The organism is Salinibacterium sp. SWN139, from assembly GCF_015864625.1.
Lineage (GTDB): Bacteria > Actinomycetota > Actinomycetes > Actinomycetales > Microbacteriaceae > Rhodoglobus.
Genome location: NZ_JADYWV010000001.1, coordinates 770,182 through 788,215, shown reverse-complemented (window position 1 = coordinate 788,215; position 18,034 = coordinate 770,182). Strand labels below are relative to the sequence as shown.

The 18,034-nt window shown below is 59.6% G+C and carries 13 protein-coding genes; 3 read left to right on the top strand and 10 right to left on the bottom strand.

The genetic code is table 11. From position 1 onward, the window contains the following. Position 1 precedes the first annotated feature (1 nt). The 9 genes from I6E74_RS03680 to I6E74_RS03640 all read right to left on the bottom strand — a co-directional run bounded on the left by I6E74_RS03680 (position 2) and on the right by I6E74_RS03640 (position 10,987). A complete protein-coding gene (locus I6E74_RS03680) occupies positions 2 to 805 on the bottom strand; it encodes an A24 family peptidase (protein ID WP_197123084.1) in 804 nt (267 codons plus the stop codon). Continuing rightward, positions 802 to 2,535 (bottom strand): hypothetical protein, encoded by a 1,734-nt coding sequence (locus tag I6E74_RS03675; protein WP_197123082.1) that lies wholly within the window; start codon positions 2,533 to 2,535, stop codon positions 802 to 804. The genes I6E74_RS03680 and I6E74_RS03675 overlap by 4 nt, the downstream gene beginning before the upstream one ends. Next, positions 2,532 to 3,236 carry a Tfp pilus assembly protein FimT/FimU gene (locus I6E74_RS03670; protein ID WP_197123080.1) on the bottom strand — a complete coding sequence of 235 codons (705 nt, stop codon included), beginning with the start codon at positions 3,234 to 3,236 and terminating at the stop codon, positions 2,532 to 2,534. The genes I6E74_RS03675 and I6E74_RS03670 overlap by 4 nt, the downstream gene beginning before the upstream one ends. Further along, positions 3,236 to 4,630, bottom strand: a complete 1,395-nt coding sequence (locus I6E74_RS03665; RefSeq protein ID WP_197123078.1) for a prepilin-type N-terminal cleavage/methylation domain-containing protein — start codon at positions 4,628 to 4,630, stop codon at positions 3,236 to 3,238. The genes I6E74_RS03670 and I6E74_RS03665 overlap by 1 nt, the downstream gene beginning before the upstream one ends. Positions 4,631 to 4,767: 137 nt before the next feature. Then, positions 4,768 to 5,196: a prepilin-type N-terminal cleavage/methylation domain-containing protein gene (locus I6E74_RS14650; protein ID WP_197123076.1), complete on the bottom strand. Its 429-nt coding sequence runs from the start codon at positions 5,194 to 5,196 to the stop codon at positions 4,768 to 4,770. Positions 5,197 to 5,481: 285 nt separating this feature from the next. Next, a complete protein-coding gene (locus tag I6E74_RS03655) occupies positions 5,482 to 6,723 on the bottom strand; it encodes a type II secretion system F family protein (RefSeq protein WP_197123074.1) in 1,242 nt (413 codons plus the stop codon). Then, the gene (locus I6E74_RS14645) at positions 6,723 to 8,753 is read right to left on the bottom strand and encodes a type IV pilus twitching motility protein PilT (protein WP_304611035.1); all 2,031 of its coding nucleotides are present in this window, start codon (positions 8,751 to 8,753) and stop codon (positions 6,723 to 6,725) included. Before I6E74_RS14645 ends, I6E74_RS03655 begins: the two co-directional genes overlap by 1 nt. A gap of 21 nt (positions 8,754 to 8,774) precedes the next feature. Further along, positions 8,775 to 10,448 carry a GspE/PulE family protein gene (locus I6E74_RS03645; RefSeq protein ID WP_197123072.1) on the bottom strand — a complete coding sequence of 558 codons (1,674 nt, stop codon included), beginning with the start codon at positions 10,446 to 10,448 and terminating at the stop codon, positions 8,775 to 8,777. 92 nt (positions 10,449 to 10,540) lie between these two features. Beyond that, entirely contained in the window at positions 10,541 to 10,987 is a 447-nt protein-coding gene (locus I6E74_RS03640; RefSeq protein ID WP_197123070.1) for a hypothetical protein, read from the bottom strand. A 225-nt stretch (positions 10,988 to 11,212) separates the two neighbouring features. Between I6E74_RS03640 and I6E74_RS03635 the strand changes: the two genes are divergently transcribed. From I6E74_RS03635 to I6E74_RS03625, 3 genes are all read left to right on the top strand, one after another. After that, complete coding sequence (locus tag I6E74_RS03635; protein ID WP_307784369.1) at positions 11,213 to 11,830, top strand: LuxR C-terminal-related transcriptional regulator; 618 nt, start codon at positions 11,213 to 11,215, stop codon at positions 11,828 to 11,830. Positions 11,831 to 11,907: 77 nt separating this feature from the next. Further along, positions 11,908 to 13,044 carry a sensor histidine kinase gene (locus tag I6E74_RS03630; protein ID WP_231604461.1) on the top strand — a complete coding sequence of 379 codons (1,137 nt, stop codon included), beginning with the start codon at positions 11,908 to 11,910 and terminating at the stop codon, positions 13,042 to 13,044. Next, entirely contained in the window at positions 13,041 to 14,039 is a 999-nt protein-coding gene (locus tag I6E74_RS03625) for a hypothetical protein (RefSeq protein WP_197123064.1), read from the top strand. The genes I6E74_RS03630 and I6E74_RS03625 overlap by 4 nt, the downstream gene beginning before the upstream one ends. Before the next feature lie 87 nt (positions 14,040 to 14,126). Here I6E74_RS03625 and I6E74_RS03620 read toward each other — a convergent pair whose 3' ends face one another. Then, a complete protein-coding gene (locus tag I6E74_RS03620; RefSeq protein ID WP_197123062.1) occupies positions 14,127 to 18,008 on the bottom strand; it encodes a DNA-directed RNA polymerase subunit beta' in 3,882 nt (1,293 codons plus the stop codon). Between the last annotated feature and the right edge of the window lie 26 nt (positions 18,009 to 18,034).

Below are 18,034 nucleotides of genomic sequence, written 5' to 3'. Positions count from 1 at the left end.
ATCAGCTAAGACCACTCGCCACCATATATCCATTCCAAATTTGTGCGCCGAAGGCGATACCTAACCACGCTCCCGCTATCATCCACGGGCCAAACGGGATCGCGGTGCGGCGACGCGCGCGCTTGATCAGTAGCAATACGACGGCAAAAAGGCCGCCAAACAAAAACGCGGCGAACGCGCCGACGGCAAGCACTCCCCATCCCAGCCATCCCAAATAGAGGCCGAGCACAGGAGCCAACTTGACGTCGCCCATGCCCATCCCCCGCGGGGAGATGAGAGCAACGATCAGGTAGAAGGCGAACAGCGCGGCGCCTCCTGCTAGGGCACCAACGAGCGCTCCCCAATTACCGGTGCCCGCGCTGGCCAGCGCCAACAGCGCTGCACCGACCACGATCGAAGGCAACACGACGGCGTTGGGCAAAGTCTGAGTATCAAGATCGATGAGCGTCAGCGCAATCGACACCGCTGCAAGATAAAGGAACGCCGGTAGCGCCCAGACAAGCGTGGTGTCGGCGCCAATTACAGCGGCGATGACACCAAACGCGACGGCAGTAACCGCTTCGACCAGCGGATAGCGAGCGGCGATCGGTTCGCCGCAGTCACGGCACTTCCCGCGCAAAAGGAGCCATCCGAATACCGGGATGTTGTCATGCCACCGAATGGAGTGCTCACACTTTGGGCACGCACTCGGAGGCGAGGAGATCTTCTCGCCACGAGGAATCCGCCATACGACGACGTTCAGAAACGACCCGACAGCAAGCCCCAAGAGCACAGTAAAAACTACGAGTAGAAGGGTTGCGCTCATGAGATCTGGGCACCAGTGCTCGCGAAAGCCGGCGATACTTCAATCCACACGTTCACTCCATAGGTCGTTGTCACTGGCGACAAGAACTTAGGAGGAGCCGTGAAGCGTAGTCGCGTGTCATAGACGTAGTTCTTGGTGTAACCACCATTACCCTGACGCACGATTCCACGGAATTTCTGAGCAATTGCGCCGTTTACGGTAAGAGTACCGCGCCCGCTTCCCGCTCCCGGGTTTTGCACTGCGAATGTGTGGCCCACCGAAAGAATGGCGGCGTCGATGCGACGGTGATTGTCGCTGAGAAGTGTGTTATTGCTGCTGGTTACGGGGTTCCACACCCAGACGGCGTCGTTTCCGACCAGGCCAAGAACGTCGTCGTCGACGCTGTTGTATGTGATGTCATCGGTGACATAGACGTAGTGCTCAGCGGACAGCGTTGTCTGTCCGCTCAGCGTTCCCTCGACGAACAAGTCACCAACGCGGCACTCATACGCGCTGCTGGGCGCAGTCTCATAGTAGGTGGGGTAGCCGATGCCGTTACCGACACGGTTGCCCGATGCGCTGCGGCAGTTGAGCCCGTCTGGCTCGTCATTGCTCGCCCAATAGTTGGGGTCAGACGACACTGCCGGCACGTCCTGGATATAGATGACGTTGCTGGGCGGAAGGTCAAATGTGTCACCACTGCTGCTGTTGATGCGGTCAACGTTGCCGCACTCAATCGGTTCACTTCCGCCCGTGGCCGGCGAACCCGTGATCTGAGTCTTGATAGTCCACGGCGAATGTACAGTGATAGTGCCGTTTGAGTTGAGGTTGATTTCTGTCGGGCCCGTGTACAGGCAACCTGGGCGCGGAACACCGTCTGTGATCAAGTCTGAGCGGGTCTCACGCAAGTGCTGGGAGTTGGTGGCGGGCATCCCGATCACCGGAGAGAACGACGGTGAGTTCAGTACCGCGAACGACTGACCACTGCAGTTTTGACCAAGCGAGTTCTTCGGGTTATAGCTAAGCCCGCTCGACGGGGCGTAGCTCGTAGTCACATTGCCCAAGAAGCTCGCGTTACAGATGCGAATCGTGTCGTTAGAGTGAACCGGACCATCGACGGTGTCACCGCCCGAGAAGGCGATTTCGCCGCAGTTGTTGCCACGGCCATCCCACCAGTACTTAACGCAGGAGTTGTTTGCTCCGGAGAAGGCGGGATCCTGAATTTCGTAGTCGGTGAAGTAGAGGAAGTCAATGAATCCCGACTGCCTCAAGTCGGCAACGATCGTGCGGGTTTCTGTGCCTACCTTGCCTGTAGAACGCACGCGGATAACTCCACTGCCCGCATACTCCGAATTATCGACTTCGTAACGGAAGAATGACCCGCTCTCCCCGGAGTCGGGCACCGGAATTGCAACCCACGGTTCGCCGTCCAAAACATTAAACGCGTCGTTGATGGTGGCCGCAGTCGCGGGAAGGCGAACATCGCTGGTTGACGAGAAGGCTGCGTCGGGGTTGCCGTACTGCACGTAGGACGTGTCTTCAGAGAGTCTGCTCTGGTAATCCTCAACGCCGGCATAGGCTGCGGCGAGAGACGCCGACCACTCCTGAGTAGCAACCGCCTGACGGAAGCCGCCTGTCGCGAAGGCGACCGCTGTGGTCACGAGGAGCCCCAAGACAACAGTGATCCCAATCACCATCGGCAGGGCGGCGCCCTTTTCGCCGGCGAGGCGTGCACGTACGAGACGGATCATCGGTCAATTCCAATCCTAGAGAGGCCGAGGTTCGGGATACCCACGGTGTTTTCGAGACTTGCCGTCTTCGCGTTTCCGGACGGATCAGTCTGAATAGTCATCGACACTTTCACCGCGGCCACTGCCCGGCGCTGAATCGTTGTAAGGGTGCCATCTTCCGGCGGAACCATCTCGGTGTTGCTGGCATCAAAAAACCGAAAAACCGGCGACGTGCCGTTAGAAACCTGGCGCACAACTGTGCGCTCGGTTGCGGGCGTTGGCCCAAAGGTGAAGTATGACGAGCTGAGTTGCGCATCCCACCGCCGCTCGACGAGCGTGCGGTCGGACGTGATCACGAACTCGACTTTGACCGGCTCCGGACTGGCGGCATCCGTGTCGAGGTAGGCCTGAAGCACGACGCGCTCAGCACCGGCGTAGCTAAACACAGGATCGTTCGCGACCGCAGGGCCAATCGGAATTTCCGTGCCCGAACGAATGACACGAGTGAGTTCGTTCATCGCGATTGCCGCGCTCGAAGTGTTATTCGAGGCCGAACGCGATTCTGCAAAGGAGCGCGTGAAAGTGATGAAAATTGTCATCACCATCGCGAGAAGCATCCCCATGAGCGCGATGGTGACAATGAGTTCACTCAGCGTAACCCCCGCCTCGTCGCGGTGAATCCGCGAGACGCGAGAAAAGAGAGTGGAGCGCAATCGTTTCATTACGGAGCCACCCTCGGGTCGACTGTAACAATGCCAGAAGATGGAGTTGAGGTCCCCAGAAGAAGAGAGACCAGGCTGCCTGAGGACAAAGGAACCCAACCGCCCAAGCCATTCCATCGTTCCAACTCCCATGTTCCGTAGGGCAGAGCGATGTGCGTGGTGTCGCTGCGAATCGAGGAAATTACGAGCTGTTCTCCCGTAGTGCACCCAGGGTCACCGTTCACGGTAGCCGGCGCGACCGTCGGCGCGACTGCGGTAGCCCGCAGCGCGCGACCGGCGAGGCCCGAGACCGCCACGAGGCCCATCGGCACGGTCATCTCGGCATTGCCGCCGGGCTCTGCCGCGACAGCCTCTGGTACGGGCGAACTGTAGGTGACGCCGTCGACTGCGATGTCATCCCAGTCTTGAGGGTTCCGTGAAGCACAGTATGGCTCCGTGCTGGTCGCCGATTCAGGCTTGGGAATATAAGTTCCCGCGTAGCCGACGTAGCCGGAACGCCAGGGGAAAAGATCGATATCTCTCGTCAACGAAGAGTTCGTGCTGTCGCTGAGATGAACCCCGTACGAGCTACTGAATGACGTCGTCATGTCTCTCGGGATCTGCACGTCGCTCGGTACAGGGTTCGACACGTAGTTCACATCGAAGTCTGCCGAGTCGTCGTAATTGAACGAAACAGAACTCGCGGTACCGGCCTGCACCTGGGTGAGCTGGCTCGGCACCGTCGATTGACCATCGTCGCTGATGTACCCAGAGCGAGAGACTGACACGTCATAGTTGCCCGGAGCGACTTTGAGTATGTAGGTGCACCCCTGCGCGTCCGTAGCGGGAGGAGCGACCGTGAGGTTTTGCGCCCCGTTGGCCGGCGAGGCCCTTGTAGCTGTGACAGAGACACCCGCAGCCCCCGCCCCAGAACCGCCCGTAACGGACACCAGAATGGTGCCGAGCCCCGGGTCATTGATGCGGTCGTTCGGAGCAAGAAGCGTGTCGAAGCGGACGGGCTCAGTGCCGGTGCGCATGTTCGTCCACGAGACCTCAATATTGATTTGCTTGTACTGGAGTGTGCCACCGCCGGTACCGCAGGAAGCGCCGGTGTTCTCGGAATCGACCCATTGGGTTGAGCGTGTGACGGTGAAATCGTCGCCATTGAGCGTTTTCACATAACTATCGTCACCAAGTGTGAAGACGTCGCCGGCATCTCGAGCCAAGTCAATTTCTTGAGAGGCGAGGTTAGCGGCGACGATGCGAGCGCGGTTATCGCGAGTGACCGTAAGAACCGTGGTCAGTGATTGAAGAACGCCGAGCGAGACGATCGCGAAGATCATCATCGCCACGAGAACCTCAAGAAGGCTCATTCCTGCGTCGGAGCTACGAAGACGCTGTAGAACCTTGTGCATGATGAGCCCTTTCGTTCGGGTGTTAAGGCTTGCGGGTAGTACACGAGAGAAGGGTTCCCTCGGGAGAGCGATCACTCTCGGATGTGCAAACGGGGCGCCGCCGCCTGGCGACGCCCCGTTTACGGTGTAACTAAGGGTTACGGAGTACTAAGGTCGGTCGGTGTGGTTACACCGGTGTTGCTGTCGTACTCCCACGTGCGGGTGTCGTAGAGGTCGTGGGTTACATCGATCGTGTACGTGGTGGCGGTAACAGTACCAACCGTGAGGTTCACGTCATTCGTAGCCTTGTAACCGTTGTCGATCAGAGCCTGGTCGTTAAGGGCTGCGAACGAACCATTGGCGCTGACTGCGTGAGTCTCGGCAGCGATAACAGCGTTAGCGATGTCCGACTTGACCTGTGATTCCCAAGCGCCCTGGCGCTGGTTGAGGAAGAACGGGATAGCGATCGCGGCAAGGATGCCGATGATCAGAACAACAACGAGGAGTTCAACAAGGGTGAAGCCCTTCTGGTCGTTCTCGAGGTCTGAGCGCTTGCTGCGCAGTGCTTCATTCAAACGTGCAATCATTAGGATTTTCCTGTCTGTGGTTCGGATCTTGGACAGGGGCCCCCAGAAAAAATTAGCTTCTCAGCCCCCACAAAAAATACTCTCAACATGTGGGCTACCTGAGAATCCCACAAACGGGGGTGAACTGCCCGAATCACGCCCCCAGTCTGAGGGGTCATAAGCGCGTCGAACCACAATATGCGCCCCGTTCGCGGGTAAGAGCGCCTGTTTAAGACCAAACGGGGGCACCGCGACTCGGGTCGCGATACCCCCGCCTGGGGCTGCTAGGTGCCTATTGACTAGGTACTACTTGATCTGATCGAAAATTGCGAAGATCGGGAGATAAAGCGCGATGACCATAACGCCGACGATCGCGCCGATGACGCCGATCATAAGGGGCTCAATGAGCGCCGTAAGCTGCTCCGTTGTCTTCTGAACCTCGTCATCATAGAAGTCTGCAATTTTGGAGAGCATGACTTCCATGGATCCGGAATCTTCACCCACCGCGACCATCTGGGTCACCATCGATGGGAAGACGCTCTCTCGAGCCAGTGGACCCGAAACGGACTGACCCGAGCGAACCGAGTCGGCAACGCGACGCAGCGCCTCCTCGATCACATAGTTTCCTGAGGTCTCCCCCACGATCGAGAGAGCCTGCAAAATGGGAACACCGGCACCAAGCATGGTTCCAAAGTTTCGGGTGAAACGTGAGATGGAGACCTTGCGAAACAGCGGGCCGAATACCGGCATGCGCAGTTTCCACGGATCAAGCGCCTGGCGAACGCGATCAGTGTGTTTGTTCTTTCGCCACCACACCGAGAAAGCGATACCGGCAATAATCAACACAGGGGCGGCAAACCTCATGCCTGCCGACATCCACACCAAAACCTGGGTGAGCAACGGCAGCTCGCCACCGAGGTCGGCGAACATCTGCTCGAACACCGGCACGATGAAGACCAGCATGCCGACCACTGCGGCGACGGCCATGATGAGGACAACGACCGGATAGGTCAGCGCCGACTTAATCGTACCGCGAAGCTTGACTTCACCCTCAAAGTTGCCTGCGATGGACTCGAGAGCGTTATCGAGAAACCCGCCCGTCTCACCAGCGCGAACCAGATGGATCATGATTGGCGGAAAAACCGTGCCGTGCTTGGCGAAAGCATCAGACAGCGTTCCCCCGGTCTCAACGTCTTGGCGAATCTCGCTTAGAGCCTTGGCCAGCGTCGGATTCTCGGTCTGCTCCGACAGAATTACAAGAGCGCGAATAAGGGAGAGACCCGACGAAATCATCGTCGACATCTGACGGCTCATGACCGCGAGGTCATCAAGACCTACGCTCTTCTGCAAGAAGGAGAGATTAATCTCCTTATTGAGCCCAGAGCCTGCCCCCGCCTCCGTGACAGAAATCGGGCTGATCTCCATGGAACGGAGCCGCACCAAAACCGCATTCTCGTTAGGAGCATCGATGCGCCCCTTCACAACTTTGCCGCTCTGATCCCGCGCCCTGTATTCGAATGACTTTGTCGTGGAAGCTGTCGCGGCCATTAGTTGGGTACTCTCGTCGAGCTATCGCTCATCAAGCGGTGCATGCCCTCTGGGTCATGCGACTTTGCCAGTGCGGCCTCTTCGGTAATCGCACCCGACTTAGCCAACCCCGCAAGGTGCTGGTCCATGGTGTGCATGCCGCCACTACGACCTGCCTGCATCGCCGACGGAATCTGATAGATCTTGCCCTCGCGAATGAGGTTTCCGATAGCCGGAGTCATCGTGAGCACCTCGGTGGCCGCAACTCGGCCTTTGCCGCTGGCTTTTCGCACGAGAGTCTGACAGACGATGCCTTGAAGCACGGCCGCAAGCTGCGTACGAACCTGGCCCTGCTGGTGCGGCGGGAAAACGTCAATGATGCGGTCAACGGTTTGAGCGGCATCCTGCGTGTGCAGGGTTGCGAACACAAGGTGACCGGTCTCCGCCGCGGTAAGCGCGATAGAGATCGTTTCGAGGTCTCGAAGCTCACCAATCAGGATGACGTCGGGGTCTTGACGCAGAACGTGCTTCAGCGCTGCGGTGAACGAATGAGTATCGCGGCCAACTTCTCGCTGGTTGACGAGTGACTTCTGGTTGCCGTGCAAGAACTCAATCGGATCCTCGACCGTCACAATGTGGTCGGCCCGGGTGCGGTTCACGAGGTCGATCAGCGCAGCAAGCGTTGTCGACTTTCCCGAACCAGTCGGGCCGGTGACGAGAACGAGTCCACGCGGCAGGCCAGCAAACTGACCAACCGACTCCTGAATACCCAGATCTTTAAGCTGCTTGATCTCTGTCGGAATGATTCGGAAGGCGGCACCAAGGTTTCCGCGATCCATGTAGAAGTTCACACGGAATCGGGCAGCCTCAGAAAGTTCGAACGCGAAGTCGAGTTCGAGAACCTCGAGAAACTGTTCCTCCTGCTTTGCATCGAGAATGCTGAACAATGCGGTACGAGTACGTTCCTTGTCCCATTCGCCCATTCCCTTCAACGGCTGCAGTCCACCATCCACGCGGATCATGGGAACAGCACCCGAGGAAATGTGGAGGTCAGACGCACCGGTGTACACAACCTCTTTGAGCGCGTCGAGCAGCTCAGGGTTGGAGCCTTCGCGTGCCGTGAGTTCCATGTCGGGGCGCGCTTCGCGAGCCTCTTCAACGATCTCCGGTACGGAAAGCAACTGAGACTCTCGCGTCGGCTGAGGATCGGCAGCGCCGAAGCCACTCGTGAAGCTCAAAAGCCCCTCGTCAACTCCGGGCGGTGGGAAGTTCAGCGCATCGTCAGCCTCAGGCGCGACGTCCGGAAGATCTAGAAGGCCTCCCTCAGCAGCAGCCGACGGTGGCGGGAATGCCATCGTGGGCGGATCCAACGGAACCTCGTTCAGAACTTCGGTGGGGCTGTCGCCGGCATCCGACGCATCCTCCGTGAAATATGGAACCTCTGCGGCCGTCGGTGACGGAGCAGGTGCCGCAGGCGGCGCTTCAGCAACAGGTGGAGCTTCCGGCGCTGGCATCGATGCGCCAGCGGCTGACGTTGCAGCCGAGGTCTGAGACATCGCGCCGGCGGCAGCCTGGCGGAACAGTTCATCGAGCGAATCGATCGAAGTGACCGGTTCGGTAGCCATGCGGCGTGCGCGACGCCCACCCTCAGCAGCGGCATCCGCTGACGGCGTAGCAGCGGGCTCAGCCGGAGCCTGCGCTGCAGGTGCAGGTGCAGGTGCAGGCGAGGTTGGCGGTGCGGGAGGTGCCGAGGCGGCAGAAGTGTCGGTGCTATTGATCGAGCCAGACGGCGGTGGAATCGTCGGAAGCGGCGACGCCGGCACCGTTGCGGCGGAAGCCGACGGCGCAGCACCCGTTTGTGCCCACTCAGGGAACGCCGAGGACGATGCTGCTGACGCCTGCGGGCTGCCAACACCAGGAACGCTGGTTCCCGGCATGGGCGGTGGAGCATCCGCTGGGACGCTCTGCCCTGAAGGCGCGCTCTGTCCCTTCGGTGTGAACAAACTTTCGTCGACCGATTGCGACGGGATGTCGTAAATCCGCTTAGCCATAATTCCCCCAGATACTTCGTCTTATGCGACGACGCGCAAAATCTCTTCGATGGATGTCAAGCCCAGCTGAGCCTTAGCCCAACCGTCCATGCGCAGAGTGCGCATCCCCTGCTCGATCGCGACGCGGCTGATCTCCGCGCTTGACGAACGAGCAACAGCGAGACGTTCAATCTCTTCGGACACTGCCATCACTTCGTGCAGTGCAATTCGACCGCGGTATCCCGTCTTGGAACACACGGTGCACCCGACAGGTGCATACAGGGTCGGCATCGGACCTTCTGGGTTGAAGCCGACCTTCAAGTTCACGAGATCCTGCGGGTTGTGAGCCGCAGGCTGCTTGCAGCGATCGCAGAGGCGTCGCGCAAGTCGCTGAGCGACGACACAGTCGATGGCCGAACCGACCAAGAATGGCTCAATGTCCATCTCGATCAGGCGGGTGATAGCGGCCGGTGCGCCGTTGGTGTGCAGAGTGCTCAACACGAGGTGACCGGTGAGAGCGGCTTCGATCGCAATCTGCGCCGTCTCTTGGTCTCGGATCTCACCGATGAGAACGACATCCGGGTCAGAACGCAGAATCGAGCGCAGCGCACTCGCGAACGTGAGCCCCGCCTTCGGGTTGACCTGCACCTGGTTGATGCCCGCCATGCGGTACTCCACCGGGTCTTCAACCGTGATGACGTTGATCTCCGGGCGAGCAACGGCATTAAGGGTGGTGTAGAGCGTGGTCGACTTACCGGAACCCGTAGGACCGGTAACGAGGATCATGCCGTACGGCTTCGTGTACGCCTCTTTGAAGATCGCGGCGTTGTGCTCAAGCAAGTACAGCTGGCTTAGATCGAGCGTCGTGTTCGAGTTGTCGAGAATACGCATGACGACTTTTTCGCCGTAGACGGTGGGCAGGGTCGCAACACGAAGGTCAATTTTCTTCTGACCGTGGATGACCGAAATACGACCATCCTGAGGCTTACGACGCTCAGCAATGTCCATTTCGGCCATGATCTTGAGACGCGAAATAACGCCGTTCTGGATCTGACGCGGAGCACGCTGCATTTCGTGCAGAACACCGTCGATACGGTAGCGAACACCGAGGTCGTGCTCACCGGGCTCGATGTGAATATCCGAAGCCTTGTCTTGGATGCCCTGGCTGATCAGCAAGTTCACGAAGCGAACGATAGGTGCGTCGTCTTCGGTCGGCTCATTGTTATTCGAGGCAAGCGCGACATCCGTGGAGGTCGCTTCTTGCTCAAGTTCGCTGGAGAGGCTCGAGAGTTCACCGTCAGCGCGGTGGAACCGGTCGAGGGCTGCTTGGAGATCGCTGCGCTCAGCAACGACGGTGCGCACTTGGCGACCGGTGGCTGCACGGATGTCATCGAGGGCGAAGATGTTGCCGGGGTCGACCATGGCGAGCACGAGGTATCCCTCGCTGAACGCGATCGGCAAAACCTCGTGGCGGCGGCAAATCGAGGCCGGTGCAAGCGCAACAGCCTGGTGGTCAACCGCGAAGTCAACGAGCTCAACGAACGGCACTCCAGCCTGCGCAGCACGCGCGGACGCGAGTTGTGCCGGCGAAATTGTTCCGCTGTCGAGTAGATTTCTGACGAGGGCTTCCTCATCAGAGTGCGAAGTTCCTACAGAATCAATGCTCTCAATCGGCATCATTCCGCGAAGAATCAATACTTCAGCAAGTGTTGTCACGCGTGCCTCCCCCCAAGGTCCTAGCGGAGTCCAACGCTAATCGACTCACATCTGCACCACTAGCCCCACTTGTGAGGGGTAGTCAGGACGTTTCAGGAAGCCCATTCGCCGCGAGTCGCAGCATTAAGTGCCAAATTGATGTTTTTTTCGACGTAAACGGCCAATCGCGGCAACGCGCATTCAGTCACGACATCGGCAATATCTTGCGCGTGACGATGAGCACACGCCTGCACAGTGGACCGCGCCGCTGCCACGCACGTCGGACACGGCTTGGTGGAACGCGCCTCCGTGCCGGGGCAGTGTCGCTCTTCATGCAACGAGACAGCAAGTTGGAACGTCACAACTTCCAGTGTTTCCACGAACGAGTGGATGAGGTCGTGCGGCCACTGACCGCGGCGATCGGCAGCGGCGAATTCAGATTCGCGGCACGTGACACAACCAGCTTCGGTTCCGGGAGCGGGGCTGCGCCATTCGGAGACCATGCGGTACCAGCGGTGAAGAGAGCAGTCGATCAGATCATTAACGGCGTGACGATTCACAAGCCCTCTGCCCCCTAAGTAGTCGTACGAGTTGATCGTGTCACTGGGTGCCCACTTCTCACAGTCGTCACTATCAATGACACCCGTTTGGGGGACAGACAGAAAGTTCCGGTAGATTTGTCTGTGGTAACTGCAATCCTTTGCCAACAACACGCCTACCCCGATCCGAACGAGGCACCATTGACAACGCAGGACCAACCACCACGCTCCTACCGAGTCGCACACGTGGACGACCACGAAACTGTGCAGCTCGGCTTCGCGTCGTTGCTCGGCCACTGCCCTGACATCACCCTCCTTGCCTCAGCGTCGAGCGTAAGCGACCTCGAATCGGTGGTGCACCTCCTCGACCTCGTCGTTCTTGACGTGCGCCTCTCGGACGGCAGCACCGTCGAACAGAACGTCGCGTGGCTGCGCGAGCGCGGGCTCAACGTGTTGGTGTTCACCGCTGCAGACAACGCCTCCGAGGTGCGGGCCGCATCCCGGGCAGGCGTGCTTGGCATTGTTCGCAAATCGGAAGCACGCGACATCATCGTCGATGCTGTGCGCGAAGCAGCGTTGGGCAATCCTGTGGTCACGACCGACTGGGCTGCCGCGCTCGACTCCGACCCCGAGCTATCGGCAGCCGGCTTGAGCCCGAAGGAACAAGAGGTGCTCGCCCACTACGCCTCAGGCGATAAGTCTGTTGCGGTCGCCCACCGCGCTGGACTCTCCACCAGCACCGTTGCCGAGTATGTGCGCCGCATCCGCCACAAATATGCGATGGCCGGGCGCCCCGCCCACACCAAAGTCGACCTCTACAAGCGCGCGGTCGAAGACGGCATCCTTCCTCCTCCCAGTTCATGAAGAAGGGCCGCAGCGTGATCAGCCTCATGAGGACGCCGCCCGGTTCCGAAGGTGCAGAACTCGGGGTTGTCCGGAGTATGACAACCGTGCTGGCGGCGGCAACACTCTTCTTCTTGGCGCTCACCGCTAGTTCGTTCTTCGATCAGGCGCAGTATTCCTATCCCTATTGGCAACTCGTCGCCGGCATTGCCGTCTTTGGAACTCCCCTAGTGATGGTGGCCGTCGCGCCGTGGAGTTCCTTGCACCAGCTTCGCATTCTCCATGGGGCATATGCCGTCATCTTCACGATCGCGGTGCTGAGTTGGGTGCCCGCTTTCATCAACGGCCCCATGCCCGGCGAGATGGCCCCCTGGACCGTCGGCCTGACTGCGCTCGGCACCGTACCCGCGGCGATAGCCTGGCGTCCGGTCGCAGCGTGGGCCTTTTTGCTCGGTAATTCCTTTGCGATCACGCCCATTCGTATCCTTGCTGATGGTGGCGCCGACGTCTCACTCGCCGTGCAATTCGCGTTCTTCACCATCACGGTGTGTGCCGCATTCACCGCGGTGGCTACCGTGGCGATGGGTGCTGGACGTGAAGTGGATGCCGCAACGGCCGCCGCTCGCACGTCAACCATGCGTGCCGCAGCCCTCACCGCGCGTGGAGAGGAGCAAGCTCACCTCGACGCGCTCGTGCATGACGAAGTGATCGCCACAATCTTTGCCGCGGCCGGCGCCGGTCGCAGCGATTCCTCCTCCACCCGACTTCAGGCGGCCCGCACCATCGCCCGCCTGAGAGAGCTCAAAGACGCGACCGCAAGTGTCCCCGAGCTCATCCACGTCGACTACCTGATCCAGGGCCTCACGACATCCATCAATGAGACGACGGATGCCGCCACCTTCACTGTCGAGGGCACCCGACGAAAACCGCTCCCGTCGTCGATCGCAAGTGCGCTCATCGAAGCCACCGTCGAAGCCTTGCGCAACAGCGTCGTCCATGCGGCGGCCACTGTCGAGCCCGTCAGCCGCGACGTGCTCTTGCGGCTCGCTACCGACCGGGTAGAAATATCGGTGACTGACGATGGGCAAGGATTCGATCCACAGAGTGTTCCCGCGAACCGGCTTGGCATTGTGGTCAGCATTCTCGGCCGGGTGCAGGCACTTTCCGGCGCCTACGCCACCGTGGTGTCAAAACCCGGCGAGGGAACGTGCGTGACTGTGGGGTGGACCGAATGAAACAAGATGCCACTCAATCTCGACGCCTTGAACTGCCCCAAATAACCGGTCGTGGTGCCCATCTATTGATCTGGATCTACTTCGTCACGATGTCGTCGCTCGCACTGCTCTCACTGGATGACGTGCGATCCCCTGTGCCGGTGTACATCTCCATTGGGTTGTTCGCCACCATCTGGTTCGTCCTCACGCGAGACACTCACCCACGGGTGAGCACCGGAGTGAGCGTGTACGTCATCGTCGCCAGCGTTGCCGCTTCCGCCCTCTCCTCCGACAACGCCATCACGGGAGGGTTCTCGCAGTGGTACGTCGGCGCCGGAGCCATCGCGATGTTCTACCTCAGCTTGCGCCGCCGTGACCTTCTCGCGTGGATCGGATTCGCCGCAATCGGCACGACCGTCATCCTGTGGGGCTTCACAACGGACGACCGGCTCCTCGAAGCAATTGTGCTCGTTGCGCGCCAAGCACCTTTCGTGCTGGTCGGCTCTCTCTTCTCTCTGGGCATGCGCCGCACCAGCCAGCGTTTGGACGGCATCCATGAGGCTGAGACGGCACGCGCCGCCGCAGAAGCTGCGGCGCTCGCTCGCACAGCGGAACGTTCCCGCCGGCTTGTTGCCCTCGACTCAGCCGTGGGGCCCCAGCTGCAACGCATAGCGGATGGAGTTGAGTTGACGACGGCGGAACGCGACGAACTGCTCATCGCTGAGGCGCGCTTACGAGATAGTTTGCGCGCCCGCCAGCTCGATCTGCCCGAGATTGTGGCCGCAGTGCAGCGCACCCGGCGACGAGGAATCTCGGTGGTGCTGCTCGATGACCGCTACCCTCTGCCGCTGCCCTACGGCACTCTGCCGATCATCACCGAAGCCGCGGTGCGCATCCTTGACTCCGCCAACACCGGCGCAGTCACGATCCGTTTACTGCCCGCTGGCCGGCCACTGCTGGCCACGCTCGTGGCGGATGACGACGAGTACTCCCGCATCGAAATTCCGTCGCTCTAGCGGCCAACTTCAGTCGCACGACAAAGGGCCCCCGTCGCAATGACGAGGGCCCTTCGTGGTATCACCCGGAGGTGATGCCGAGACTACTTAGTTGTAGGTTCCCGGCGTGGAATCATTCGAGCTGAAGCTGTCGAAGTCGACGAAGCTCAAGTCGCTCTCGGTGAGGCTTGCGTCATCAGCGAAGATGCGGTTGGGGTAACGTTCAGCTTTCGCCTCTTCCGTTGCCTCGACCGATACATCGCGGTAGCGCGGCAATCCCGTACCAGCCGGGATGAGCTTACCGATGATGACGTTCTCCTTGAGTCCCATGAGCGGGTCAGACTTGCCTTCCATGGCCGCCTGCGTAAGAACGCGGGTGGTCTCCTGGAACGACGCAGCCGACAGCCACGACTCCGTTGCCAGCGAGGCCTTGGTGATACCCAAGATCTCCTGACGCGCGGATGCCGTTGCCTTGCCCTCGGTGAGAACACCGCGGTTGAGCTCGTTGTACTTCGAACGGTCGACCAGCTCACCCGGAAGGAGTCCGGTGTCACCGTGGTCAACAACAGTCACCTTGCGGAGCATCTGACGAACGATGACCTCAATGTGCTTATCGTGAATCGGAACACCCTGCGAGCGGTAAACGCCCTGGACGCCATCGACGAGGTGCTGCTGTACGGCACGGACACCGCGAACACGAAGAACTTCCTTCGGGTCAACGTTTCCGACGTGCAGCTGCGTGCCGAGCTCAACGTGCTGGCCATCCTCGATGAGGAGGGTTGCGCGACGCAGAATCGGGTAAGCGATGGGCTCGTCACCATTGTCTGGCGTGAGGATCAGCTTGCGGCTGCGGTCAGTGTCTTCGATCGTGACGCGACCAGCGGCTTCTGCGATGGGGCTTGCACCCTTAGGGGTACGAGCTTCGAAGAGTTCCGTAACGCGGGGAAGACCCTGCGTAATGTCGTCTGCCGAAGCAACACCACCGGTGTGGAAGGTACGCATGGTCAGCTGAGTACCGGGCTCACCGATCGACTGTGCGGCGATAATTCCGACAGCCTCACCGATGTCAACGAGAAGTCCCGTTGCGAGCGAGCGGCCGTAGCAGACTGCACACACACCAACAGCGGACTCACACGTGAGTACCGAACGAACCTTGATGCTGTGAACACCAGCAGCCACGAGCTTCTCGAGCAGAACGTCTCCGACGTCTGCACCAGCAGCAGCAACTACATCGCCCTTGTCGTTGGTGGCTTCCGCAGCAAGGCTGCGAGCGTAGACCGAGTTCTCAACGTTGTCGTCGAGGATCCACTTGCCATCAGCGTTCTGCGCTGCGATCGGCATGTCGAGTCCCTTGCGGGTGCCACAGTCGTTTTCACGAATGATGACATCCTGCGACACGTCAACGAGTCGACGCGTGAGGTATCCCGAGTCTGCAGTACGCAGTGCGGTGTCAGCCAGTCCCTTACGAGCACCGTGAGTCGAGATGAAGTACTCGGCTACAGTCAGGCCCTCCTTGTAGGAGTGAACGATCGGGCGAGGAATGATCTCACCCTTCGGGTTCGATACCAGACCACGCATACCGGCGATCTGACGAACCTGCATCCAGTTACCACGAGCACCAGACGACACCATGCGGTTGATGTTGTTGTCGGTGCGGAAGTTGGACTGCATGGCAGTCGCTACTTCTGCGGTTGCCTTGTTCCAGATCTCGATGAGCTCCTGACGACGCTCGGCGTCGGTCGTGAGTCCCTTCTCGTACTGGCCCTGAACCTTGGCTGCGATCTTCTCGTAGCGGCCAATGATCTCCGGCTTGTTCGGCGGGGTCACGATGTCAGACAGCGCAACGGTTACACCGGAGCGAGTAGCCCAGTGGAATCCAGCGTCCTTGATCGCGTCAAGAGCTGATGCAACATCCACCTTCACGTACCGCTCAGCGAGGTCGTTGACGATAGCCGAAATCTGGCCCTTGTCAGCGAGTGCCTCAATGTACGGGTAGTCCTTCGGAAGCGCCTCGTTGAAGAGGGCACGACCGAGGGTCGTCTCCATGAGCTTGGACTGACCCTGAACGAAGCCCTCAGGGGCATCTTCTTCAGAGAGGTACACGTTGTCGAGACGCAGACGCACCTTGGCGTTGAGGTCGAGCGAGTGCTGATCGAACGCGAAGATCGCTTCAGCAACCGACGAGAACGCGCGGCCTTCGCCAGCAACGCCTTCCTTGAGCGTGGTCAGGTGGTGCAGACCAATGATCATGTCCTGGGTGGGCAGGGTCACTGGGCGACCGTCAGACGGCTTGAGGATGTTGTTGCTTGCGAGCATCAGGATGCGAGCTTCAGCTTGTGCTTCAACCGACAACGGAAGGTGAACAGCCATCTGGTCACCGTCGAAGTCAGCGTTGAACGCAGCACAGACGAGGGGGTGAAGCTGAATAGCCTTACCCTCAACGAGCTGAGGTTCGAATGCCTGGATGCCCAAACGGTGCAGTGTTGGTGCACGGTTCAGCAGCACGGGGCGCTCGCGGATGATCTCTTCGAGGACGTCCCAGACCTGCGGACGTGCACGCTCAACCATGCGCTTAGCGCTCTTGATGTTCTGAGCGTGGCTCAGGTCGATCAGGCGCTTGATAACGAACGGCTTGAACAGCTCGAGAGCCATCTGCTTCGGGAGACCACACTGGTGCAGTTTGAGCTGCGGTCCCACGATGATTACCGAACGACCGGAGTAGTCAACGCGCTTTCCGAGCAGGTTCTGGCGGAAACGACCCTGCTTACCCTTGAGCATGTCGCTCAGGGACTTGAGGGCACGGTTACCAGTACCCGTGACGGGGCGACCACGACGACCGTTGTCGAACAGTGCGTCAACGGCTTCCTGAAGCATGCGCTTCTCGTTGTTGACGATGATCTCGGGAGCACCGAGGTCAAGGAGTCGACGCAGACGGTTGTTGCGGTTGATAACACGACGGTAGAGGTCGTTGAGGTCGGAGGTCGCAAAGCGGCCACCATCCAGCTGAACCATCGGGCGAAGCTCCGGAGGAATAACCGGAACAACGTCGAGCACCATCGCGGCCGGCGAGTTGCCGGTCTGAAGGAACGAGTTGACTACGCGCAGGCGCTTGATGGCGCGGATCTTCTTCTGACCCTTGCCGTTAGCGATCTGGTCGTGCAGCTCAACGCTCTCGAGAGCAAGGTCGAAGGCCTGCAGGCGCTTCTTGATTGCCTCGGCACCCATGAATGCTTCGAAGTAGCTACCGAAACGGTCCTGCAGTTCCTGGAAGACAGAGTCTTCAGGCTTCAGGTCACCGATCTTGAGGGTGCGGAAGTCTTCCCACACGCGCTCAAGCTGAGCAATCTGCTCATCGATCGACTTGCGCAGCTGAGACATTTCTTTCTCAGCAGCATCCTTGACACGACGCTTCTGGTCGGCCTTCGCACCCTCTTCTTCAAGAGCGGCGAGGTCTTCCTCGAACTTGGTCAAGCGGTCAGCGATGCGGGAATCGCGCTGGCCCTCAAGCGTCTTGATTTCGAGACGGATCTCGTTCTCCAGCGCAGGCAGGTCAGCGTGACGGCCCTCTTCGTCAACCGAAATGATCATGTATGCAGCGAAGTAGATGACCTTTTCGAGGTCCTTCGGTGCCATGTCAAGCAGGTAACCGAGACGACTCGGAACACCCTTGAAGTACCAGATGTGGGTAACCGGAGCAGCAAGCTCGATGTGACCCATGCGCTCACGGCGCACAGCCGACTTGGTTACTTCAACACCACAGCGCTCACAAACGATGCCCTTAAAGCGGACACGCTTGTACTTGCCACAGGAGCACTCCCAGTCGCGCGAGGGTCCGAAGATCTGTTCGCCGAACAGACCATCTTTCTCCGGCTTGAGTGTGCGGTAGTTAATGGTCTCTGGCTTTTTTACTTCACCGTGCGACCAGCGACGAATGTCGTCGGCGGTAGCGAGACCGATTTTGATTTCATCAAACGCGTGAACGTCGAGCAATTTATCTTCTCTCTTCGAAAGTTCTG

What these genes read in the sequence shown, in the direction of transcription:
- I6E74_RS03680 (WP_197123084.1), bottom strand. Translation starts at nt 805, where the DNA reads ATGAGCGCAACCCTTCTACTCGTAGTTTTTACTGTGCTCTTGGGGCTT.
- I6E74_RS03675 (WP_197123082.1), bottom strand. Translation starts at nt 2,535, where the DNA reads ATGATCCGTCTCGTACGTGCACGCCTCGCCGGCGAAAAGGGCGCCGCC.
- I6E74_RS03670 (WP_197123080.1), bottom strand. Translation starts at nt 3,236, where the DNA reads ATGAAACGATTGCGCTCCACTCTCTTTTCTCGCGTCTCGCGGATTCAC.
- I6E74_RS03665 (WP_197123078.1), bottom strand. Translation starts at nt 4,630, where the DNA reads ATGCACAAGGTTCTACAGCGTCTTCGTAGCTCCGACGCAGGAATGAGC.
- I6E74_RS14650 (WP_197123076.1), bottom strand. Translation starts at nt 5,196, where the DNA reads ATGATTGCACGTTTGAATGAAGCACTGCGCAGCAAGCGCTCAGACCTC.
- I6E74_RS03655 (WP_197123074.1), bottom strand. Translation starts at nt 6,723, where the DNA reads ATGGCCGCGACAGCTTCCACGACAAAGTCATTCGAATACAGGGCGCGG.
- I6E74_RS14645 (WP_304611035.1), bottom strand. Translation starts at nt 8,753, where the DNA reads ATGGCTAAGCGGATTTACGACATCCCGTCGCAATCGGTCGACGAAAGT.
- I6E74_RS03630 (WP_231604461.1), top strand. Translation starts at nt 11,908, where the DNA reads ATGACAACCGTGCTGGCGGCGGCAACACTCTTCTTCTTGGCGCTCACC.
- I6E74_RS03625 (WP_197123064.1), top strand. Translation starts at nt 13,041, where the DNA reads ATGAAACAAGATGCCACTCAATCTCGACGCCTTGAACTGCCCCAAATA.